The sequence below is a fragment of the Methanoregula formicica SMSP genome, assembly GCF_000327485.1.
GTDB classification, from domain to species: Archaea; Halobacteriota; Methanomicrobia; order Methanomicrobiales; family Methanospirillaceae; genus Methanoregula; species Methanoregula formicica.
In genome coordinates, this window is the sequence record NC_019943.1 from 2,521,920 (window position 1) to 2,541,383 (window position 19,464).

Consider the following 19,464-nt stretch of genomic DNA (forward strand, 5'->3'; position numbering starts at 1 on the left):
TTTTTTTGTGTCCCGGCCTGGCTAACATACAGTGCTCCGCCAGTGAGTTCAGCTGAATAACCCTTGCTGCCAGTGCAATAAAGGATCCCTACCTACCCCTCCATTAGTAGCAGGGGGGTGAGATGAGATCTCTGACCAGGGAGAGTCCCCAGATTTTCTCCAAACCATAGTCAGGGATATCCGATCGTTACGTTACCAACAGCGGTTTCATGAGCTGCCGCTGCGTATCCGTACAGGCTGAAAGGGGAGGTGCTAAAATGCAGGATCTGTCGCTCGAATACATCATTGCTCTCCAGAAAAAGGTACTATCCCATGACGAACAGGCAGATCTCCGGATCATCTCGGAGGGAAACCTTCTCCAGCTGGTCTTTCGGGTGACAATGACCGATGACCCGTTCTCCCGGGCTGCCCTTGCATTCTGGTCCCTGTGCGCGTACCCTGCCTTCCGCGAGGGGAACAGGAGGACTGCGTACCGTCTTGCAGAAGAGATCCTGGTATCGGCAGGCTGCCGGGTGGATCTTCCCTGCCCGGACGTTCGGGCACTGGTACAGGGAATCGATGCATTCACGGTCGAGCCGGAGGATGTTGAACGGGCGTTCAGGAACGCGGCCGTACCTGTCTCCCCGTCAGGGTCCGAGAGGTAACGTAGCCTGGGATGCATCCCGCTTTTCAAATGATGAGAGCCGGATACCTATAAGCCGGACCTTCCCACCACGATATTCCTCGCAGAAGAGAGAATGAGCAAGGGACTTCATTGCTGCAGGGTTATCCGTACCATGGGAGAAACTTCGTCCCCTGCTCCGTGTGATGAACCCGGAATACCGGATTTTCAGCGTAAGCGTCCGGAAGCGGAGCCCCTCAGCAGCAAGGCTTGCCCCGACACACCGGATAAGTTCATCAATTACGGAGAGAAGATGCTCCCTGTCGTCCGTATCGATTTCGAAGGTTGTCTCCCGTGAGATTGATTTGGTCTCACCCGATCCTTCCGGTACTCCGCTGCTGTCGATCCCGCAGGCAAGCTGGTGGAGAAAGATCGCACTTCGCCCGAACCTGCCGATCAGGACCTGGACATCCTGCTGTGCAAGGTCGCCGATCGTCCGGATTCCCATCTCGAAGAGCATTCCCTCGGCTTTCTTTCCCACTCCCGGGATTCTCCGTACGGGAAGCGGGGAAAGAAAGTCCCGGGCTGTTGGTGGCGTTACAATGGTGAGTCCGCCAGGTTTCCGGAAATCCGAGGCGATCTTGGCAATGATCCGCGAAGGGGCAATACCGATAGAGCACGAGAGGCCCAGGCGTTTGTGGATACACGCCCGGACTTCCTCTGCAAAGGCTTGTGCTGTACCAAAGTCCCCCAGGGAGCTGACATTGAGGAACGCTTCATCGATGCTCACCTGTTCCATCCGGAAGCCATATGACCGGAGGATCGCCATCACGGCAGCCGATGCCTGGACATATGCGGGAAAATCCGGGGGAAGGAAGACGGCATGGGGGCAGAGGACGTACGCCCGGGATATCGGCATGGCAGAACGGATGCCGTACTTCCGCGCTTCGTACGAACAGGTCGAGACAACCCCGCGTCCTTTTCCCTGTTTGGGATCCGCCCCGATGACAACAGGTTTTCCCACCAGTTCCGGTCGTTTCCGTTCCTCAACGGATGCGTAAAAACTGTCCATATCGAGATGGAAAATGATCAGGCCGCCGGAGGGAGCAGAAATTCCTGCTGCACCGGGTGTAGCCTCAATGAACCTGTGGCCGGTTTCCCGGAAGGGCGATACGAGCACCATACAGCCCCCTCACCCGCCGACGGAGAGGAAATCCCCAAGCCGGCACTGCCTCTCGCGGATCACCGATTGCAAGAGCGGCCCTTCCTCGATGAACCGGGTCACCGGCAGCATGAATTTATCCGTCAGGTACCGGAGTGCCGGTCGAATCCCTTCAAACTCGGTGGGGGTCTGCTGCATCGCGCTCCGGACATTTTCCCGGACATTGAAGACTCCCATCGGGACATACCCCTTCCTTGCCTCACGTAAAATGATCGCTCCTGCCTGCTTTCCTTCGCGGGCAAGTGCTTCGAGCACCGCCATCTTGCAGGAGTAATAGCACCCCCCAAGAGGGGAGTAGGTTGTCTTTTTCCTGGTGCCCTCGTGGTCGGAAAAGACCAGTTCCTCATTTCCCAGAACCTGGAGGAATGCCTCCGACCATTCGTACTGCCATGCTGTCGGCATCAGGATCACGGCGTAATGGTTGTTCAGGCTCGAAAACTCGTGCACCCTCCAAGTGTCGATCACGGCATTTCTTTTCACATCCGACAGGAGCCGGTCGCCGATGATGGTATCGCAGGCCGTGATGGACCACCTCGTAGGAACAAGGTGCCGTGCCCTCCCCTGACCCATTGTCCCGACAGAGAATGCTTTCTGGATACGGGAGAACGGTACCCCGTTTTTGTGCAGGTCAACCACGGCATCCGCCGCCCGGAGGTCCATATCATAGAACGTACGTTCCAGCTTTGGGTTCCACCGCCCGGGCTCGACATCGAACCGCTCAATTCCTGCGCTTGGTCCAAAGGGTGTGTGTTCTTCAGAAAATGACTGCCCCTGTGGCGTGGCCGTAAAGGCAACCTCGCTCTCAAGCGATGCTGCGGAAAGCGAGATCTCCTGGAGTGTACCGATGAACCGGTTGTTGAGGTCCGCTGCAGGCACCTGCTGTTTCCCCCGTATGAGGTTCATGCGGTACCCGATGATCTCTTCCTGCGTATGGTTTCCCGGTATCCATGCTTCGGGCATGTCCATGACCATGGTGTCGCCATGCTCAGGGACGACCATGGGGCCCGCAAAGACATCCGGGTAGTTCCAGCTCCCGATAAAAACAGACGGTGGGGTACTGCCTTCGATCTCCTTTCCCATGGCAACCGATCTCATCGGCATGGTCGATGCCGTCAGTTGGCGGAGGTAGGCACCTTTCCCGATCATAGGATAATTACAGAAGGACCGGAGGCATTTAAGGGGTTAGTGCGCGGGGAGAAAGTAAAATGTCCTATCTTCGGACCGAGTACCCGGCATTCCTGAGGATCCGCATCATCGCATCCTCCCATTTCTTGTCATCCGGCTCCCGGTGCTCCTCGACACAACTCTCCCAGAGATTCACAAGACTGGTATTATCGGAGATGAGGGTCCGGGCATTCTGGATACGGCCGACCCTGTTCCCCCGGTGGTCGAGGATCAGGAGCCGCCAGCACCCGTAGTCCCGGCAGATCTCGGGGCGTGTCAGGTGCACCGTGCACCAGGCCTTCTCTGTCCCGGGCTGGTGACGGAAAAACGGGCAGGTATGCGGGAGTTTTTCAAAGATACTTTTGTCATCGAATAGATCGTGTTTGTCGGGGTCTATCGTGACCGGTGTATTTTCCCCGGTATAGTTGTTGTGGACGAGGAACTTGTAATCCCCGTACTCCTCCCTGATGGTATGGACATCGCCAAGATAACTGCAACATTCCCCGCACTGGAAACACTCGAATGGCAGGATGGGTGCCCCCGCAAAACTAGCGCACCATCAGCAGGGCCTGCCAGATCGCGAGGCCGAATTCAAGGGCAATCAGGATGATGATGATCCATTCCAGGGAGTTGGAATGCTGGATCCGCACCTCGTCCGAGAGCATTGAGTAGTTTTCCTTGATCACCCTCATCTTCCTGCTGACACTCTCGCTCCACTGGCCGCTCCGGAGGACCTTGAGCGCCGTTGCATAAACCCGGGCATAATACACGTCCTCGGTCACCTTGATCAGGTTGTCGACCTTCTCGATGATCTCCGAGATCTCGGCTGATGTCTCCATCAGTTTTGCCATAATCGCATGGTACTGCCGGCTCCGGAAGAACGGTGACATCTGGTCCGCATGCTCGATGTCGTCATACATCTTCTCCATCTCTCGGGCCAGTTCACGGTCATAGTACCGGAGTTCCAGCACCTGCACGTTTGCAAACTCGATGAGATCGATGAGGTCCGTCGGGTTTTCCGGGTTGCAGAGCAGGGCTGAATCCCAGGAGAGGATTGCGAGATCATCGGTTGTGTAACTGAGGGAGTTCTTGATGATCTCTTCGCGCATCTGCGGGGCGATATTAGTCTTTTCGCCAAGAAGAAGGGCGACCGGATCGATGGAATCGTCCCTCTTGTCCGTGACGTACACGGAATAATCCTCGTAAAAGTCCGGGTCAATGGCAAAATTCCTGATATGTGGGCGGATGATCTCGCCAAGCGTCTTGAGGTACTGGACGTAAAATTCCGAGAGCCCTTCCTGGCCGGCAAACAGGAAGGCAATCTCTTCCAGCCTGCTGATATCTGCATCCGGGGTCTCGTAGATAAAACAGAAACTGATGGCCCCGATATCGTATACGCGGGCGAGGACAGAAAACTCAAACGGCCTGCCGTCCCGCTCCACCCGTATCGGGTGCATCTGGATCATGAGCGGGGGATCCTCGATCATGATGGACTTGGGCTTGACCCGGACAAAACTCGTCCGTGCGGTAAAATAATTCTGGGCAAGGGCCTTCTCGAGCCAGTCGAGATCGATCTCCCTTCCAATATCATAAATCCGGTAAAACCGGAGCGCTATCATAGGTCTCTCTCCTGAATGGGATGTTTTCGTATCTGCAATAATGAACAACCATGAAGATGATAAAGGCTTGCGACAGCCACCAGACCTCCGTGCAGCTGCCGTTTACTGCTGGAACACTCTTGCCGATTTCGGTGAGAATGCCTGGATTTTGTTCAATAATAAAACAGTTCAATAGTAAAACTATTAATCCCGTACTGCCTATACCCGCTTCATGGACGAGCGAGTCAGGGAGAAGATATCCGACGATCTCATCGCACTCCTGCCATTCTACCACAAGAAAATATTCAGGCCGCAGCAGGGAGTCAGCGGCATGCAGATCGCGCAATACCGGACGCTGGGGGTCCTTTTGCGGGAGAAAAAATCCCTATCCATGTCAGAACTGGGAAAGCAGCTCTTCATCTCGAAACCGTATATGACCGTGCTTGTGGACCAGCTGATCCAAATGGGGTATGTTGAGCGCCTTCGCGACCCGGAAGATCGCCGGATCGTCAACATCTCGATCACCCGGAAAGGTGCACGACACCTCAAACAGGCTGCATCGCACCACCGGGACACCATCCGGGAACTTCTCGACACCCTTGGACCCCAGGACCTCGATGACCTCTCTTCCTCGCTTTCCACGATACGGAAGATCATCGCGCGGATGGATTGATATGCCAGGGCAGGATCATTTTTCGGGAGCAGCGGAATGACATCCCATGATTCCGGACACGAAGTGATCCGCATCGACCACCTTGTGAAGGTCTTTGTGAACAAACACAAGTCCGTCACAGCCGTGGATGATGTCTCCTTCTCCGTTGCACGCGGGGAGATCTTCGGTCTCCTCGGCCCGAATGGTGCCGGAAAGAGCACCCTGATCCGGATCCTGACCACGCTTCTTGCACCCACCTCCGGGACTGCGGTTCTCGATCAGTACGATATCACAAAGCAGCCGGAAAAAGTCCGCAGCATCATCGGCGTATGCCCCCAGAACAGCACGCTCGACATGGAACTGACCGCATACGACAATCTCGATTTTTACGGGAAACTTGTCGATGTCCCCGAGGACATTCTCGACAAACGGATCTGGGAACTTCTCGAAATGACCAATCTTTCCGACCGGGCATACATGAGGGCGGGCACGTTCTCAGGAGGGATGCGCAGGAAACTTGAGATTGTCAGGGCATTTATCCACCGGCCGCTCATCCTCTTCCTTGACGAACCCACCATCGGTCTCGACCCGGAAGCCCGCCGTGAAGTCTGGCAGCAGATTGAAGAATTAAACCGGGAAGAGACCACCATCATCCTCACCACTCACTATATGGAAGAGGCAGAGAAACTCTGCAACCGGATCGCCTTCATCGACAGGGGGCGCCTGATTGCTCTCGACACCCTGGAGAACTTAAAAAAGATGGTCCCCGAAGGGGATCTCATCACAATCGGGCTCGATGCAACGGATGACCGGATCCTGCCGTTGATCCGGGCCAATCCGCTGGTCAGTGCCGCAGAGATCAACAACAGCGTCCTTATCCTCTCTGCGAAGGAGGGGAGCAGGGTCCTTCCCGCGCTTGTTACCCTTTTTGAACAGTATTCCCTCCCGATGAACTCGATCTCAATCCATTCGCCCTCCCTTGAGGATATCTTCATCTATCTCACCGGGAGTGCCCTGAGTGCCGACAGCGGGGATGCCGGGGGCGTAAAAGGCGGGAGGAGGTTCCCATGATCCGCGGGGCAATCGCCATCTTCAACAGGGATTTCAAGAAATTCTTAAGCAATCCCTTTGTCGTCATCATGACCCTCATGATGCCGATCATGTACCTGGTGATCTTTGGCAACGCAATGGGGGGGACCATCAGCCACATCCCCGTGGCAGTTGTCCAGGAAGGCCCGCCCTACACCCCGACAACCCTGTTTACGGACATGAGCTACGAGCTCAACCATATTACCCAGAAAGACGACCCGAAACTTATCGATGTCCGTAGTTACAATGACGAGATTGCCGCAAAAGAGGATCTCACAAAAGGGAGGGTGTCCGCAGTCGTCGTCGTCCCTTCCGACATCTCCAATGACCATGCTGTCCGCCTGTACGTGGACAGTTCGGACTCCGTCACCCCCGCGCTTGTCGAGTCCGCAGTCATGAAAGTCCTCGCAAGACTCCATGCAGACAATCCGGTCATGGTCAACAAAATTTACGGGGATATCAGGTATATCCAGTTTTTTGGTGTGGGGGTCATCATGATGGCTATCTTCACGTCAACCATGTTCGGAGGAGGGATTGCGTTGATCCGTGACCGCGAAGCAGGTATCCACGAGGGGTACCTGGTCACACCGGTCCAGCGGACGAGCATCATAGCAGGCATCATTTCCAGCGGGACCATCCGGGCATTCATCGCCGGTTTTGCCATCTTCTTCATCGATATCCTCATCACGGGAATCGTGATCCACAGCATCGGGCAGTTCCTTCTGGCAATGCTGGTCATCCTTATTGCCTGCATCGGGGTTACCAGTCTTGTGGTCTCGTTTGCCTCGCGGTTCTCCGCACAGCAGGAATATGCCTCCGTCGTCGCATTCCTCAACCTGATCCTGTTCATGACCTCAGGTGCCTTCTACCCGGTCATCGGTATGCCGGACTGGCTGCGATGGGTAACCGTGATCAATCCTGAATATTATGGCGTTGACGCACTCAGGGGGATCATACTCAGGGGACAGGGGATTGACGTGATCGGTATCGACCTCATCGCACTATTGCTGTTCTCCGGCGCGATGTTTATCCTCGGGATTGCAACGTACCGTCGAACACTGGAATGATCAAAAACGTTATTTTTGGGCCCGTGACACCGCAATCGCGGCAATGATCAGCGCAATCGTGGTGGCCCAGACGAGAAGAGATGACTTTTCGACCGACGTTGTTTCGAATGATGACGGTGCCGAAAGGTCGGTTGCCAGCGTTGCATACAGGTTGACGGTCTCACCTTTCACGGGATACCGTTCGATTGTCCCCGTGTAGGGAACATATCCGCTCTTGCTGACGGTGAACGTTTTATACGGCGTACCGGTAACATAGACCTGCACAAGGAGGTTGCCCTGTTCAATCTTCCCTTTCTCTTCCGTATCGAACAGCACCATAGCACCATTGACATTACAATTCACCTTGTAGTACCCGATATCCCCGCCAATTGTCGCACCGGGGGACGGGGTTGTGGTCGGGTTGAGCGTGGCGTAGAGGTCATAGGTCTCGCCTTTCCCGGGAATGGTGGGGACCGATCCGGTATAGGTGATATAGCCGTCTTTCTTGACGGTGTATTCCAAGTACGGCGTCCCGGTACTATATACCGGAACATAGACAACACCCCGCGTAATCTCCCCCTTGTTCAATCCGTCAAAAAAGACGGTCGCACCCTCGATATTACAGTGAACCACATACCAGCCCATATCTCCTCCAACGGAGCTCTCGGTTGTTTCCGGGAGCGGGCTGATGGCTGTGTACACGTGCACAATCTCATCCTGCAACGGCGATTTCACGAGAGAATCGGTGAACGTTGCATACCCGTTCTTCTGGACGCGGATTGTCTTGTAACTCGAGCCTGCAGGCACCTGCACCGTCAGGGCCCCCAGGGCAGTCTCACCGACATATTTGTCATCGAGATAGACCTTGGCCCACTCAACATTGCAGTGAATGACATACCATCCCTGACCGCCTTCTTCGGATGCTGTATCGGCCATGGCAGGGATAATGCATATGCCTGCAAGAAAAATCAGGGAAATTACTCCCAGGGACACGTTGTTCATATCAGGCTCCCTTTATTACAGACTGCTTTGAGTGAATCTTATAAAAAACCGTGGGAAAAGTGCCAGAGAACTACCTATTTACGTATCCAGTTTCAATTACCCAATAGATCTCCCGGATCAATCCGGGCAAAAGGATGAAACGGTGCTACCATGAAGATGCATGACAGCCAGCAGACAACGTCAAGCTCCGTCACGGTTCCGTTAAGCTTCTGTATCCTTCTTCACCCAGAAGGCAGGATTGAGAGACTGGTAGACCTGAAAGTCGAAGAATACTTTTCTGCAGTGAGGGACGCAAGCATCGCATGGATCGACTGCAGCATCCATGACGAGGACAAGGAGATCGAGAAGCTGGCCCAGCTGGCCGGCTTCACGAAAGTCCCGGTCCCCAAACTGACCCACGGGTTCTATTCTGCGTACGAGGATTACGATACGGAGTTGGGCATCATGCTGCCATCGGTCACGGTCAAGGGCGAGAAGATGACCATCCACCCGTTGTTTGTCCTGATCCGTGACAACCTCGTCCTCACTGTCCACTCCGACCAGATCAACCGGCTGTTGCGGTTCTCGCGTTATGCCCAACAATTCTTCAAGCGGGTGGCTGCTGAGAACACCCCGGACAAGATCACTCTCACGCTCGAACGGATCATTGATGAGAACAATGACCGCAACTTCGAGTATTTACGCGAGATCGAGATGCACGGGGATGCTATCAGCAAGTCCCTGATTGAAGAGAAGGTTGCCAAGAAGAAAGTTGCCCATGACATTTACCGGATGAAACACGTCCTCATCGATTACTTAAACGTCCTCTGGGCGACAAAGGACGTGGTTGATTCGCTGCGGTACGGTGATGCCGATCTCATAACGAACGATGAGAAACTCCTGGGGAGGATAGGAATCCTCTCGGATAATATCGACCGTCATATCGAACTCTCCGAACAGATGTCCAACGTGCTCTCCTCCGGGCTTGAAGTGATGCAGAGCATCTACAACAACCAGCTCCAGACCATGAACAACCGCTTTGCTCTCGTAACTGCATACCTGACGGTCCTCGGCACAGCAGCTCTGGTCCCGAATACCATCGCAACTATAGCCGGCAGCGGGGTTATGGAGGGGACCATGGCTGCCCAGTGGTGGTATATTCCCATGCTGGTCGCAACAACGGTAATCGCAACGCTCGTCTCCCTGCTCTGGGTTGTCCACGTCTGGAAACGGCGGGAAGACGACTGAGATCCAGCCCTCTGCCTTTTTTTACAGTTTCTTCAGGATCAGCGCAGCCGAGTTCATGCAGTAGCGTTTTCCGGTGGGGGCCCGCCCATCATCGAATACATGTCCGAGATGAGCATGACACCGGGCACAGAGGACTTCGATCCGGGCCATGCCTCCTGACAGGTCCGGGCGGGTTTGTACATTCAGTTCCGATACAGGAGAGAAAAAGCTCGGCCAGCCGGTACCGGAATCGAATTTCACTTTCGCATCAAACAGATCGGTCCCGCAACAGGCACAGGCATAGATCCCCGGTTCTTTACAGGCATGGTATTTTCCGGTGAACGCATATTCGGTCCCTTTCTTTCTCACCACTTCGAACTGTTCAGGAGAGAGGAGCTTCCTCCACTCATCATCAGACCTGATCACCGGGGGGAGGTATTCGACAACACTGGTCCAGACATTGAAGATTGGTATCGTACCCTCTTTTTCCACAGGAGAATGCATAAGCTATCCATAACTCCTGCTGAAGTCATGGGGCAACCGGATAATAGAGGTATGAATAGCGGCATTGCGGATTCCCACTGTCGGTTTCAGAGCCCGAAAAATCCAAGGATCCTGCGCCGGGGATCTTTGTAGAAGATCCGTGCGCCATCCTTGATGGTCCGGACATCTTCAATGGTATAGAGGATATCGGGATACTCTTTTGAGATAACGCTCAGCAGCCTCCCCAGTTCAGTCCTCGGGACGATCATGAAGATAATGGTGACCGTTGAAAAACTGCCCTGCCCCTCGATCCGGGTCATCCCGTACCCGAGGGTAGCAAGGTTGGCGATAACCGGCTGGGGATCTCCCGGGGTTATGAGCCGGACGATGACATGGCCAATCGAGATCATGTTCTCGATCTGCATACCAAGGAGCGTGCCAATGCCATACCCGGCAAGATACGCAAAGAGGTTCCAGTAGTCGTTCAGGTTGGTTATGACAAGGCCGGTGGAGATCAGCCAGATCCCGGTCTTGACGATACCGACACAGGCAGAAAGGTTTGCATGACCTTTGCTGACATAGATGGTGCGCAGGGTCTCGAGCGCCGCTTCGACAACCCGTGCGACCAGAATAAGGACAGGAATAGAGAAGACCAGCGCAACCATATCAGCCATAATACCCTGCAACTCCTGATCAGAATAGTCTCACCGGCGGGTTTGAATAGCTTACGGATTCCCCCGGAACAGCGCGGACCAAAGAAACACCGGTATACCGGTTATTCACCGCAGATCTCGCGGATGACGGCATCCCCAAACTCCCGCGTGCCGGCAGAACCACCGAGGTCTCGGGTGCGTATCCCCTCCTGATCGAGTGCCCGGTTAATCGAGCTCTCTATGCGGGCAGCCCCGCTTGAGTCACCCAGGTATTCAAGGAGCATTGCGGCACTTCTTATCGCAGCAATCGGGTTCGCGATGTTCTTTCCTGCAATATCCGGTGCACTCCCGTGAACGGGTTCAAAGAGGGCATAGCGATCACCGATATTCGCACTCGGTGCGAGCCCAAGACCCCCGACAAGAAACGAGGCAACATCCGAGAGGATATCACCAAAGATATTGGTTGTCACGACCACGTCATAGGCAGCCGGGTGCTGGAGGAGGTCAAGCGCAAGGGCATCGATGAACCGGTCATTACATTCAATACCGGCTTTTTGCGCTTCGCTGTTGCAGATATCGCGGAAGAGGACGTCTGACTTGAGGACGTTTGCCTTGTGGCCGATTGTCAGGTGCCCCTTTCGCTGGTGAACGAGCCGGATTGCTGACCGTACAATCCGCTCGCTGCCAGCCCGGGTCACGACCCGGAGCGTTGTTGCACGGTCGGGGGAGAACTCTTCGATCCCGGAGTAGAGGCCTTCGGTATTTTCCCGGACAATCATGATATCAAACCCATCGCCTCTCACCGGGCGCAGGTTCGCGTACAGATCGAGTGCCTTCCTGATCCGCAGGACAACACTCTGGTAGTCTTTCATGGGGGGTGTGGTCACTGCCCCGAACAGGACCGCATCTGCAGTTTTGAGTTCGGTTATCTGCTGGTCGGCGCAGGGACAACCGGTCTGCTCCCATTTCCCGTACCCCACTTCGACAGGAAAGTACTCAAACTCGGGATGCAGGGTTTCGAGAATTTTGCGGGCGACCGGGATGACCTCGTGCCCGATCCCATCCCCTTCAACAACGGCGATCTTTGTCATTTCCCCTTCCATTCCGTAACCAGATTATTAACCGCCCTGGCAACGGTTGCAGGGTTTGCACCCCAGTGGACGACATACCCGGATTTCCCGTTCCAGGTGTCGGGCCCCTCACGTTCTGCCCGGCAGCACCGTGCAATGAATGGTTCTTCCTGCACCTGGCTTAGTGGGCAGATATTTTCCAGAGTGATGGTTTTTCCATAGCATTCCGAGCATAGCTGCAATCCTGTCTGGCATCCGGCAATATGCTCTCCCCCAGATACGGGATCTTCATCGAGAGTTCGATCGAACCCGGCTGCACGGCAGGGATAGACCTCCGCACCGATCTCACGGATGTCCCGTACGTGATGACAAAACCGGACCGAGAGGTCACCAAACAGACCCGTTGCTTCCAGTTCTCTCAGGCACATCGACAGATTCGGCCGGGGGGGACTGATATCATAGACATGGATTTCCAGCAGCCCCGAGAGATCGGGATCGAGCACAAAGGTCGTATGTTCATCCACACCGGTAAAGACCGTGCACCGGTAGCCGGAATCGAGCGCCAACCGGATGAGGCTTGTCCTGTCGTGCAACTGCACCCGGTCCGGAAAACGATAAACCTGATCTGCGGTTGCCAGTACCCGGGTCGCGACAATTTCCCGCATCATCCCTTTTCCTTGCGGATCCGGAGTGACCTCAAGCACTTCGGTACCATTCGCGGTCTCATGAAGAAGATACCGGCTCAGGAAATAGACCCGGTCGCCACAGGGTTTTGCCGATGCGTGTCCCACGTACTTGCAGTGCTCCGGAAAGATCATTGTCGTTTTCTCCAGTACTCCACGAGACCACCGGCCACCAGGATCTCCTGCATCCTGGGCGATAGGGTTTTTACGCTATACCGCTTTCCCGAAACTTCTACAATGCCTTGCGCGAGGTTGAATTTTATCATGTTGCCATCATCGCAGGGTATGTCGGCTTCGATAAGCGGGAGGCCGACATTGATGGCATTCCGGAAGAAAATCCGGGCAAACGAGGGCGCAATCACCGCGACCGCCCCGACCTCCCGGATCGCGATTGCGGCCTGTTCCCTTGACGACCCGCACCCGAAATTCTTCCCGGCAACGATAACAGCTCCCTTGAGCCGGTGCGCGAGAGAGGGGTCAAGGTCCTCGAAGACATGGGATGCCCAGATGCTTTTGTCCTTGGTCCGCAAATATCTCCCGGCGATCACCACATCGGTATCGATGTCGGCAGGCAGGCAGACAGCACGCCCCTCTGCTTTCATCAGGCAACCTCCGGGGCAGTGATCTCTCCTGCCAGTGCACTGGCAGCCGCCGTGGCAACCGATGAGAGATAGATCTCTCCCCCGACACCCATGCGGTTCTTGAAGTTGCGGTTTGCCGTGGATAGACAGACCTCCTCCTCCCCGAGAACGCCCATGTGGGCGCCAAGGCAGGGGCCGCAACCGGGGGTACCGACCGTGCATCCCGCTTCGACAATGTCGGCAAGGACACCGGTCCTTGTTGCCTGGAGGAGAACAGAGGCCGATGCGGGGACGACAATCGTCCGGACCGCCACTTTCTTCCCTTTCACGATACGGGCAAGCCGTGCCAGGTCGGAGTACCTCCCGTTGGTGCACGTACCGATGAATACCTGGTCAAGGGGAAGCCCGGCAAGTTCGTCAACCGGTTTCACCGTGTCGACGCGGTGCGGGACCGCAACAAGGGGAATAATGTCAGAGAGGTCGAATTCCTGCTCCCGGGTATAGGTACAGGATTCGGGGATCTGTGGCTTCACGGTATGCCCCCGTTCCCTGAGATAGCGCGCGGTTACATCGTCGGCATAAAACAACCCGGCTTTAGCACCTGCTTCAATGGACAGGTTGGAGAGCACCATGCGCTCGTCAATGGACAGATCTTTGACCGCATCTCCGATGAACTCCAGTGCCTGGTAAGTTGCCCCGTCAGTCCCGAGCTCGCCCACGTAGGCAAGGGCGAGATCCTTTGCCTCCGCAGCCCCGGCAAACCGCCCTTCGAGCCGGATGCCAATTGTTTCCGGAACGCGGAGCCAGGTCTCACCCGTCAGCCAGATCGCCGCCATGTCCGTTGCCCCGACACCAGTCGCAAATGCTCCAAAGGCGCCGAGCGTGACGCTATGTGAGTCGGCGCCGATAACGATCTCGCCGGGCAGGACATTTCCCTCGCCCATCAGCTGGTGGCAGATGCCCCCGCCGACTTCAGAGAAGTTCATGAACGAACTTTTTGCGAATTCACGGAGCTCGTGCTGGAGGGTGGCGGCAGTGGAATTGTTGGCAGGGGCGATATGATCGAAGAAGATGGAGAACTCGGTATCGTCGGCAAGATGTCGTGCACCCATGTTCTTCCATGCTTCCAGGGCAAGCATGCCCGTACCGTCACAGGCAAATGCACGGTTTACCTTCCGGTCGACATATTCTCCGGCCGGGGCATTCAGGATACGTTCAGATAACGTGATCATGCAGGGGACTCCTTCACTTTCCTTATCAGTTTTCGTAATACTTCCGGGGTGATGTTGCATTTCTGTTCGGAGTGGTCCTTGACCAGGTCGAGGACGGCGCAGATCTGCTTTTCGGTAAGTTCGCAGCCAAGGGATGCGACAACGTGCTCAAGGGCCTTCTTCCCGGTGTGCTTCCCGAGGATGAAGTGGCGTGTTCCCCCCACGAGGTCAGGAGAGAAGTATTCATAGGCAGACGGATCATCGAGAATGGCCGCGATGTGAATGCCGCTCTCGTGGGAGAATGCCAGCTCCCCGGTAACGGGTTTGTTCCGGGGCAGGAAAATACCGGAATATTTCTCGACCAGATGCGACAGTTCCGTCAGTTTCGAGAGATCGTACCGGTCAATGCCCTTCTTTGTCCACAGGATAATGAGGAGTTCCTCAAGCGATGTATTTCCTGCCCGCTCACCGATCCCATTCACCGTGGTATGAAGCTGGAACGCGCCGGCTTCCGCTGCGGTAAGCGTGTTTGCCACGGCACAGCCCATGTCGTTGTGGCAGTGGGCGCAGAACGGGCGATCGACTGATGAGACGAGTTCTGCCATCACCGCGTGCATCTCGGAAGGGATGAGACAACCCACCGTATCGGCATAGCTGAGGAGGACTGCCCCGCGTTCTGCTGCCCGCTGGTAGACCTTTTTTAAGAACGGGATATCTGTGCGGGATGCGTCTTCTGCGGCAAACCGCACCTGCGTGCCATGGTCACGGGCATAGTCGATCATCTCCAGGGATTCTTCCAGTACCTGCTCGCGGGGTTTTTTGAACTTGAGCCGGACGTGAAGCTCGGACGTCGGGATGAAAATGCTCACCATGTCAACACCGCAGTCAATCGCGTCCTGAATATCGGGTTTTTTCGCCCGGCAGAAGCCGCTGATCCGGGCGTCAAGCCCGAGATTCGCAATCGTCTTCACGCAATGTTTCTCGTTTTCCGATACTGCCGGAAAACCGGCCTCGATCATCTCGATACCGATCTCGTCCAGCAGGGTGGCAATTTCGACTTTCTCCTTGCAGGAGAACGAAACTCCCGGCGTCTGTTCGCCGTCCCTTAGGGTCACATCACAGATCTCAATATTCAATGGTTTCATGGCTGCTCCCTTCCGGACAAGTCCCGTTCACGACGAGCGTCCGCGGCCTGTCCGTAACCACGAGCTCGCGTTCAAGTGCCGGTACATCATCAGCCCGGCAGGCGACCGGGTCCGCCCATCGCAGGTACGGGAGCGGATCGTATGACGGCTGCTTACCGGTCATTGCGGTGCAGGTGTTGTTCATCACGATACAGAGCATCGGGAGACCTTTCTCGTAAACGTCGATGAGCGCATTCAGGCCGGAATGCAGCAGGGCATAGTCCCCGATCAGGGCGATTTTCGTGCTCCGCGCCGCAACAGCGATACTGGAACCCATGCCATAACTGGCTGCCCCCAGTTCGTAGGGCGGGGTCATCCCGAGTACCGAACACCCGGCATCGCAGATCAGCGCCATCCTCCGCTCTTTCAGAATATCCATCATCGGAAGGAACGGACAATTCCTGCAAAACGTACGATAGAAGCCCCGGTCTTCCCAGGACTGTGGCCGGTCCTGCGGCACCGGGGGAAGGATCCCGCGATGGTCGCGGATGAACGTCCTTCCACGCTCCCGTATGTCCTGGATCCCCGCCACCTGCTCCGGAGGGGGATTCACGGTGACAATCCGGGTCTTCCCGGGACACGGGCCGGCACCCGCCGGCTCCCCGTTCCACTGGTTCAGGGACGAGGTGGAAGACCACGCAAACATGGTGCGGTAGATCTCCTCGGCTGCGGTAACCCGGCCGTTCATTGTCCAGCTCCGTTCCGAGAGCCTGCCTTTCCCAACCTTTGGCTTAACGGGGACATGCTCTGCCTCCGAATCCAGCAGGGACGGGGTAAGGCGGAGCATCGCAACCCGTGAGAACTGTTCCGAGGCTTCCAGGGCAGATACTACGCCTGCGTAGCAGCTGTCAGTACCGGGTTCGATGACCGGCAGCTCCGCAAGTTCGCCGTAATACCGGGAGTCCTGCGAGGTCTGCGATCCCTCGGCATCCGGATCGTCGCCTGCAACCAGCACCACGCCGCCGATCAGGCCCTGTGCTGTTGCCTGCAGGAGGGGATCTGCACAGGCATTCACACCAACATTCTTGATGATGACTGCGGCTCTCCGCCCTTCGAGCGAATCGCCGAGAGCATATTCCAGGGCGGTCTTCTCGTTGATCACCATCTCCGCGTTCACGCGTGCGCCAAGATCCGTTACCGGAAAGCCCGGCACGGTATACTGCCGGTCTGTACATGCCAGCAATGCCTCTGCTATGACATCAATGCCTTTCATCCATCCCTCCCAGGAACAAGGTCGCATCCGGCACAGTTCGTACACATCGTCTCCGCCAGACGGGCATCAAGTCCTGCCGCTTCAAGAGCCTGCCCGTGAACTGCGAAGATTTTCTTCAGCCGACCGGCAGACGGACGGGGCACATCGGAAAGCTCAGCAACCGGGTTGAGCGGGCGGAAGACCGGAATCACGCCATGGCTTGTAAGCCTCCAGATACAGGCCACCAGTTCAGCATCCGTCTCGCCAAGGCCTATGATGACATTCGAAAAGACACGATTCTTCCCGAAGAGTTCTACCGAACGGTCGAGAACCTGCCAGATCCGGCTGTAATCCAGACCGGGACACATCTTTAAAAACAGTTCCGGCGTCGCCGCTTCGAGGTTGAATTTCACTTCGGCAACGCCGATCTCATGGAGCCGATCGGGAGTCTTCTCTGTCGGGTAAATGGAGACGCCGATCGGAAGGCGAAAGCAGGCAAGACGCCTGACCACTTCCAGCACATATGCTTCCTCCTCTTCAATACTCTCCAGCACCCCGCTCGTGATCGAGATCGCATGGATACGATGCCGCACGGATTCCACCATCGCCATGATCTCGTCGATACTCTTTCTTTTCCCATGGGTATTCGGCACATTGCAGTACCGGCACCGGAAGATACAGCTGCCCGTGACCGTGATGAACGCCTGGTCAGGGCAGTGGAAACCCGGCTCTAGGAGCCTGCCGCTGATAAGATTTCCATCAAGGTAGAGGTCAGCTGCACCATTGCCCCGGTGAACAACCTCCACGGGACTTGCCGGGTCCAGGGCGAGTTTCACCCGGTGACTGCCCATGGCAAAAAATACTGCACCACTGCCACCGGCCCCGGGACCTGCTGCGGAGCGCGCAACAAACCGTTCTGCCGGTTCACCGGTCAGATGTACAGCTCCGGTTTCAAGCAGCTGTGCTTTCAGGTCTTTCCACTGCATAGTTCCAGCGCCTCATCGTACCGTGTGAAAAAGGGGATGGCTGCCACCGCACCGACAATTCCTCTGCCCTTCATGAGAATATTCAGATCCGGGTCCCCGAGAGTGTCCAGCTCACCTGCATCAATCTCTCCCCGTTTGACACGGCGCCCGTATGCCATCAGTTCTTCCGAGGGTGCGAAACCGGAATATACGGCCATGCCGGTTTTCTTCGACAAGGTGTATTGTTCCAGCAGCTGCCGGAAACGGCCCGTCAGCCCTTCGGGATCACTTGTCGCGAACTCAGCGACCAGCCCTACGCAGTTCTTGGTCCGGTACGGTACCGGGTAAAGCTGGACGATGGTATGTGACAGGTAGATCGACCGGTCATCCTCAACAGCACGGGCAATATTGTGGACAAGGGTCCACGTTGCGCCTTCTTCAGGAGTGTCCGTGTCATCGACACCAATCAATACCCGCTGCATCCTCGGGAGCCATACCGTTGCCCCGGCGATCTTCCCCCCGCCGGCTGGATCGCTCCGGCTCCGGAGGACGCCGGCTGCATCGGAGCGGCATGCCGCAGCACCGACTCCCCCGCCGCCCATTCCGATATAGGTGATGGCGATCTCGTCTCCTTCGATCCTGCAGGAAGAGATTCCTGCCGGGAACCGCGATCCCTCCAGCGCAAGGTCAACGGTTCCGGTCTTCAGGAGGTATCGCATCGTGGATCCCACGCACCGGACATCCCGCACGAGCGGGCTCTGTGCGTAATGGAGCTTCGACCACATTGCACCGCCAATACAGTCAAAAAACTCGATGAGTTCAACTGCAGCCCCGGTGGCATCGGCCACCGCAACGATCCGCGGATAGTGGATGACGTAGGGATCAGAGATGTTCGCCATAGAGTCCCGCTGCCTCGATACCTCGGTTGCCCCAGAGCACCGCACCCAGTGCACCGATCCTGCCTTTCCGGCCATTGGTATCGATGAATGTAATGCCCATCTCCCGTGCCGCTTCTTCTGCCCGATCTACCGTCATGATCTCCTGCTTCACCTCAGCAAATGCCGGAGAGTCACGGGAGAAACCGATCCCCCGGTGGTACGCTATCCCGGTATCCTTCGAGAACGTATTCTGCTCCACGTATGCCCTGACAAAATCGAGGAGTGCCTGCACCTTGTCCGGCCTGACGGCGAAGTTCAGCGCTGAACCAACGCAATTCGTGGTCTTGGTGGGAACCGCCGGGTTGAGCTGGATGAGACGCATGTTCAAAAATTCGACCCCGGGGATCGTGCATGCACCGGCGCATTTCAGCGCCATCACCCAGGTTGCACCTTCCGTTTTAGTATCGGTATCATCGATCCCGATACAGATCTTCTCATACATGGGGGATACAATCCTGACGCGGTTGGTGCGTGCCCCGCCAATTTTCAGGTCCTCCTCGCTTGGGTATTCGGCCCGGATAACTCCGGGTGCCTGGGGGAGGCACGCAGCAACACCGACACCGGCACCGGCAATGCCGGCCCATGAAGTGATTACCTCGTCACCCGATACTTCGACTGCTTCGAGAGCCTGCCCGCCAATCTCCCCGGCCGCAGCACCAAAATTCACCGGGTGCCTGCCCAGTTTTGCCGAGATCACCATGCTGGTCCCCTCAACAGAACATCCTTCAACAGCACCGCCCGCTCTCTTCCGGTTCATGGCATCCCATTCAATGGGGCCTCGTGCCCGGCACTGCTCAAGGATCTCGGCCCTGCCGCTCTGCTCATCGACCATAACCAGGAATTTTTGCGAGAAGAGCGGTCCGAACCGCTTCGTAACTTCGTTGGGAATAAGGGTGACCATGTTATCGCCGAAAATTTCGTTAA

21 protein-coding genes are annotated in these 19,464 nt (G+C 56.1%); 5 read left to right on the forward strand and 16 right to left on the reverse strand.

Annotation, left to right across the window (positions count from 1 at the left end):
• Positions 1 to 257: 257 nt before the first annotated feature.
• Positions 258 to 644, forward strand: coding sequence for a hypothetical protein (locus METFOR_RS12570; RefSeq protein ID WP_015286531.1), 387 nt, complete (start codon positions 258 to 260; stop codon positions 642 to 644).
• On the opposite strand, the gene dinB is transcribed toward METFOR_RS12570, so the two are convergent.
• From dinB to METFOR_RS12590, 4 genes are all read right to left on the reverse strand, one after another.
• Positions 627 to 1,784: a DNA polymerase IV gene (gene dinB, locus METFOR_RS12575; protein ID WP_015286532.1), complete on the reverse strand. Its 1,158-nt coding sequence runs from the start codon at positions 1,782 to 1,784 to the stop codon at positions 627 to 629. The genes METFOR_RS12570 and dinB overlap by 18 nt on opposite strands.
• Positions 1,785 to 1,793: 9 nt before the next feature.
• Positions 1,794 to 2,969 (reverse strand): Nre family DNA repair protein, encoded by a 1,176-nt coding sequence (locus tag METFOR_RS12580; RefSeq protein WP_015286533.1) that lies wholly within the window; start codon positions 2,967 to 2,969, stop codon positions 1,794 to 1,796.
• 64 nt (positions 2,970 to 3,033) lie between these two features.
• Positions 3,034 to 3,519, reverse strand: a complete 486-nt coding sequence (locus METFOR_RS16095; RefSeq protein ID WP_324602938.1) for a YkgJ family cysteine cluster protein — start codon at positions 3,517 to 3,519, stop codon at positions 3,034 to 3,036.
• Between the two features lie 16 nt (positions 3,520 to 3,535).
• Entirely contained in the window at positions 3,536 to 4,606 is a 1,071-nt protein-coding gene (locus tag METFOR_RS12590) for a hypothetical protein (protein ID WP_015286535.1), read from the reverse strand.
• 211 nt (positions 4,607 to 4,817) lie between these two features.
• Here METFOR_RS12590 and METFOR_RS14710 point away from each other — a divergent pair, with 211 nt between their 5' ends.
• The 3 genes from METFOR_RS14710 to METFOR_RS12605 are packed head-to-tail and all read left to right on the forward strand — an operon-like array spanning position 4,818 to position 7,393.
• Positions 4,818 to 5,258 carry a MarR family winged helix-turn-helix transcriptional regulator gene (locus tag METFOR_RS14710; protein WP_015286536.1) on the forward strand — a complete coding sequence of 147 codons (441 nt, stop codon included), beginning with the start codon at positions 4,818 to 4,820 and terminating at the stop codon, positions 5,256 to 5,258.
• Between the two features lie 36 nt (positions 5,259 to 5,294).
• Positions 5,295 to 6,308, forward strand: coding sequence for an ABC transporter ATP-binding protein (locus METFOR_RS12600; protein WP_015286537.1), 1,014 nt, complete (start codon positions 5,295 to 5,297; stop codon positions 6,306 to 6,308).
• Complete coding sequence (locus tag METFOR_RS12605; protein ID WP_015286538.1) at positions 6,305 to 7,393, forward strand: ABC transporter permease; 1,089 nt, start codon at positions 6,305 to 6,307, stop codon at positions 7,391 to 7,393. The genes METFOR_RS12600 and METFOR_RS12605 overlap by 4 nt, the downstream gene beginning before the upstream one ends.
• 9 nt (positions 7,394 to 7,402) lie before the next feature.
• Here the strand turns inward: METFOR_RS12605 and METFOR_RS12610 are convergent, their stop codons facing one another.
• Positions 7,403 to 8,308 (reverse strand): PEGA domain-containing protein, encoded by a 906-nt coding sequence (locus tag METFOR_RS12610; RefSeq protein ID WP_158491388.1) that lies wholly within the window; start codon positions 8,306 to 8,308, stop codon positions 7,403 to 7,405.
• A gap of 216 nt (positions 8,309 to 8,524) precedes the next feature.
• Between METFOR_RS12610 and METFOR_RS12615 the strand changes: the two genes are divergently transcribed.
• The gene (locus METFOR_RS12615) at positions 8,525 to 9,601 is read left to right on the forward strand and encodes a CorA family divalent cation transporter (RefSeq protein WP_015286540.1); all 1,077 of its coding nucleotides are present in this window, start codon (positions 8,525 to 8,527) and stop codon (positions 9,599 to 9,601) included.
• A gap of 21 nt (positions 9,602 to 9,622) precedes the next feature.
• Here the strand turns inward: METFOR_RS12615 and msrB are convergent, their stop codons facing one another.
• The 11 genes from msrB to METFOR_RS12670 form a co-directional block, all read right to left on the reverse strand.
• On the reverse strand, positions 9,623 to 10,084 hold the full coding sequence (msrB, locus tag METFOR_RS12620) for a peptide-methionine (R)-S-oxide reductase MsrB (protein WP_015286541.1): 462 nt from the start codon (positions 10,082 to 10,084) through the stop codon (positions 9,623 to 9,625).
• Positions 10,085 to 10,170: 86 nt separating this feature from the next.
• Positions 10,171 to 10,737, reverse strand: a complete 567-nt coding sequence (locus METFOR_RS12625; RefSeq protein WP_015286542.1) for a DUF2179 domain-containing protein — start codon at positions 10,735 to 10,737, stop codon at positions 10,171 to 10,173.
• A 101-nt stretch (positions 10,738 to 10,838) separates the two neighbouring features.
• On the reverse strand, positions 10,839 to 11,807 hold the full coding sequence (locus METFOR_RS12630) for an isocitrate/isopropylmalate dehydrogenase family protein (RefSeq protein WP_015286543.1): 969 nt from the start codon (positions 11,805 to 11,807) through the stop codon (positions 10,839 to 10,841).
• The gene (locus tag METFOR_RS12635) at positions 11,804 to 12,604 is read right to left on the reverse strand and encodes a DUF7714 family protein (RefSeq protein WP_015286544.1); all 801 of its coding nucleotides are present in this window, start codon (positions 12,602 to 12,604) and stop codon (positions 11,804 to 11,806) included. The genes METFOR_RS12630 and METFOR_RS12635 overlap by 4 nt, the downstream gene beginning before the upstream one ends.
• On the reverse strand, positions 12,601 to 13,071 hold the full coding sequence (locus tag METFOR_RS12640; protein ID WP_015286545.1) for a LeuD/DmdB family oxidoreductase small subunit: 471 nt from the start codon (positions 13,069 to 13,071) through the stop codon (positions 12,601 to 12,603). The genes METFOR_RS12635 and METFOR_RS12640 overlap by 4 nt, the downstream gene beginning before the upstream one ends.
• A complete protein-coding gene (locus METFOR_RS12645; RefSeq protein WP_015286546.1) occupies positions 13,071 to 14,282 on the reverse strand; it encodes an aconitase/3-isopropylmalate dehydratase large subunit family protein in 1,212 nt (403 codons plus the stop codon). The genes METFOR_RS12640 and METFOR_RS12645 overlap by 1 nt, the downstream gene beginning before the upstream one ends.
• Positions 14,279 to 15,406: a homocitrate synthase family protein gene (locus tag METFOR_RS12650; protein ID WP_015286547.1), complete on the reverse strand. Its 1,128-nt coding sequence runs from the start codon at positions 15,404 to 15,406 to the stop codon at positions 14,279 to 14,281. The genes METFOR_RS12645 and METFOR_RS12650 overlap by 4 nt, the downstream gene beginning before the upstream one ends.
• The gene (locus tag METFOR_RS12655; RefSeq protein ID WP_015286548.1) at positions 15,387 to 16,658 is read right to left on the reverse strand and encodes a thiamine pyrophosphate-dependent enzyme; all 1,272 of its coding nucleotides are present in this window, start codon (positions 16,656 to 16,658) and stop codon (positions 15,387 to 15,389) included. The genes METFOR_RS12650 and METFOR_RS12655 overlap by 20 nt, the downstream gene beginning before the upstream one ends.
• Positions 16,655 to 17,623, reverse strand: coding sequence for a radical SAM protein (locus METFOR_RS12660; protein ID WP_015286549.1), 969 nt, complete (start codon positions 17,621 to 17,623; stop codon positions 16,655 to 16,657). Before METFOR_RS12660 ends, METFOR_RS12655 begins: the two co-directional genes overlap by 4 nt.
• Complete coding sequence (gene mmp11, locus METFOR_RS12665) at positions 17,605 to 18,501, reverse strand: methanogenesis marker protein 11 (RefSeq protein ID WP_015286550.1); 897 nt, start codon at positions 18,499 to 18,501, stop codon at positions 17,605 to 17,607. The genes METFOR_RS12660 and mmp11 overlap by 19 nt, the downstream gene beginning before the upstream one ends.
• Complete coding sequence (locus METFOR_RS12670; RefSeq protein WP_015286551.1) at positions 18,485 to 19,441, reverse strand: DUF1743 domain-containing protein; 957 nt, start codon at positions 19,439 to 19,441, stop codon at positions 18,485 to 18,487. The genes mmp11 and METFOR_RS12670 overlap by 17 nt, the downstream gene beginning before the upstream one ends.
• Positions 19,442 to 19,464: the final 23 nt, after the last annotated feature.

What these genes read in the sequence shown, in the direction of transcription:
- METFOR_RS12570 (WP_015286531.1), top strand. Translation starts at nt 258, where the DNA reads ATGCAGGATCTGTCGCTCGAATACATCATTGCTCTCCAGAAAAAGGTA.
- dinB (WP_015286532.1), bottom strand. Translation starts at nt 1,784, where the DNA reads ATGGTGCTCGTATCGCCCTTCCGGGAAACCGGCCACAGGTTCATTGAG.
- METFOR_RS12580 (WP_015286533.1), bottom strand. Translation starts at nt 2,969, where the DNA reads ATGATCGGGAAAGGTGCCTACCTCCGCCAACTGACGGCATCGACCATG.
- METFOR_RS12590 (WP_015286535.1), bottom strand. Translation starts at nt 4,606, where the DNA reads ATGATAGCGCTCCGGTTTTACCGGATTTATGATATTGGAAGGGAGATC.
- METFOR_RS14710 (WP_015286536.1), top strand. Translation starts at nt 4,818, where the DNA reads ATGGACGAGCGAGTCAGGGAGAAGATATCCGACGATCTCATCGCACTC.
- METFOR_RS12600 (WP_015286537.1), top strand. Translation starts at nt 5,295, where the DNA reads ATGACATCCCATGATTCCGGACACGAAGTGATCCGCATCGACCACCTT.
- METFOR_RS12605 (WP_015286538.1), top strand. Translation starts at nt 6,305, where the DNA reads ATGATCCGCGGGGCAATCGCCATCTTCAACAGGGATTTCAAGAAATTC.
- METFOR_RS12610 (WP_158491388.1), bottom strand. Translation starts at nt 8,308, where the DNA reads ATGGCCGATACAGCATCCGAAGAAGGCGGTCAGGGATGGTATGTCATT.
- METFOR_RS12615 (WP_015286540.1), top strand. Translation starts at nt 8,525, where the DNA reads ATGAAGATGCATGACAGCCAGCAGACAACGTCAAGCTCCGTCACGGTT.
- msrB (WP_015286541.1), bottom strand. Translation starts at nt 10,084, where the DNA reads ATGCATTCTCCTGTGGAAAAAGAGGGTACGATACCAATCTTCAATGTC.
- METFOR_RS12625 (WP_015286542.1), bottom strand. Translation starts at nt 10,737, where the DNA reads ATGGCTGATATGGTTGCGCTGGTCTTCTCTATTCCTGTCCTTATTCTG.
- METFOR_RS12630 (WP_015286543.1), bottom strand. Translation starts at nt 11,807, where the DNA reads ATGACAAAGATCGCCGTTGTTGAAGGGGATGGGATCGGGCACGAGGTC.
- METFOR_RS12635 (WP_015286544.1), bottom strand. Translation starts at nt 12,604, where the DNA reads ATGATCTTTCCGGAGCACTGCAAGTACGTGGGACACGCATCGGCAAAA.
- METFOR_RS12640 (WP_015286545.1), bottom strand. Translation starts at nt 13,071, where the DNA reads ATGAAAGCAGAGGGGCGTGCTGTCTGCCTGCCTGCCGACATCGATACC.
- METFOR_RS12645 (WP_015286546.1), bottom strand. Translation starts at nt 14,282, where the DNA reads ATGATCACGTTATCTGAACGTATCCTGAATGCCCCGGCCGGAGAATAT.
- METFOR_RS12650 (WP_015286547.1), bottom strand. Translation starts at nt 15,406, where the DNA reads ATGAAACCATTGAATATTGAGATCTGTGATGTGACCCTAAGGGACGGC.
- METFOR_RS12655 (WP_015286548.1), bottom strand. Translation starts at nt 16,658, where the DNA reads ATGAAAGGCATTGATGTCATAGCAGAGGCATTGCTGGCATGTACAGAC.
- METFOR_RS12660 (WP_015286549.1), bottom strand. Translation starts at nt 17,623, where the DNA reads ATGCAGTGGAAAGACCTGAAAGCACAGCTGCTTGAAACCGGAGCTGTA.
- mmp11 (WP_015286550.1), bottom strand. Translation starts at nt 18,501, where the DNA reads ATGGCGAACATCTCTGATCCCTACGTCATCCACTATCCGCGGATCGTT.
- METFOR_RS12670 (WP_015286551.1), bottom strand. Translation starts at nt 19,441, where the DNA reads ATGGTCACCCTTATTCCCAACGAAGTTACGAAGCGGTTCGGACCGCTC.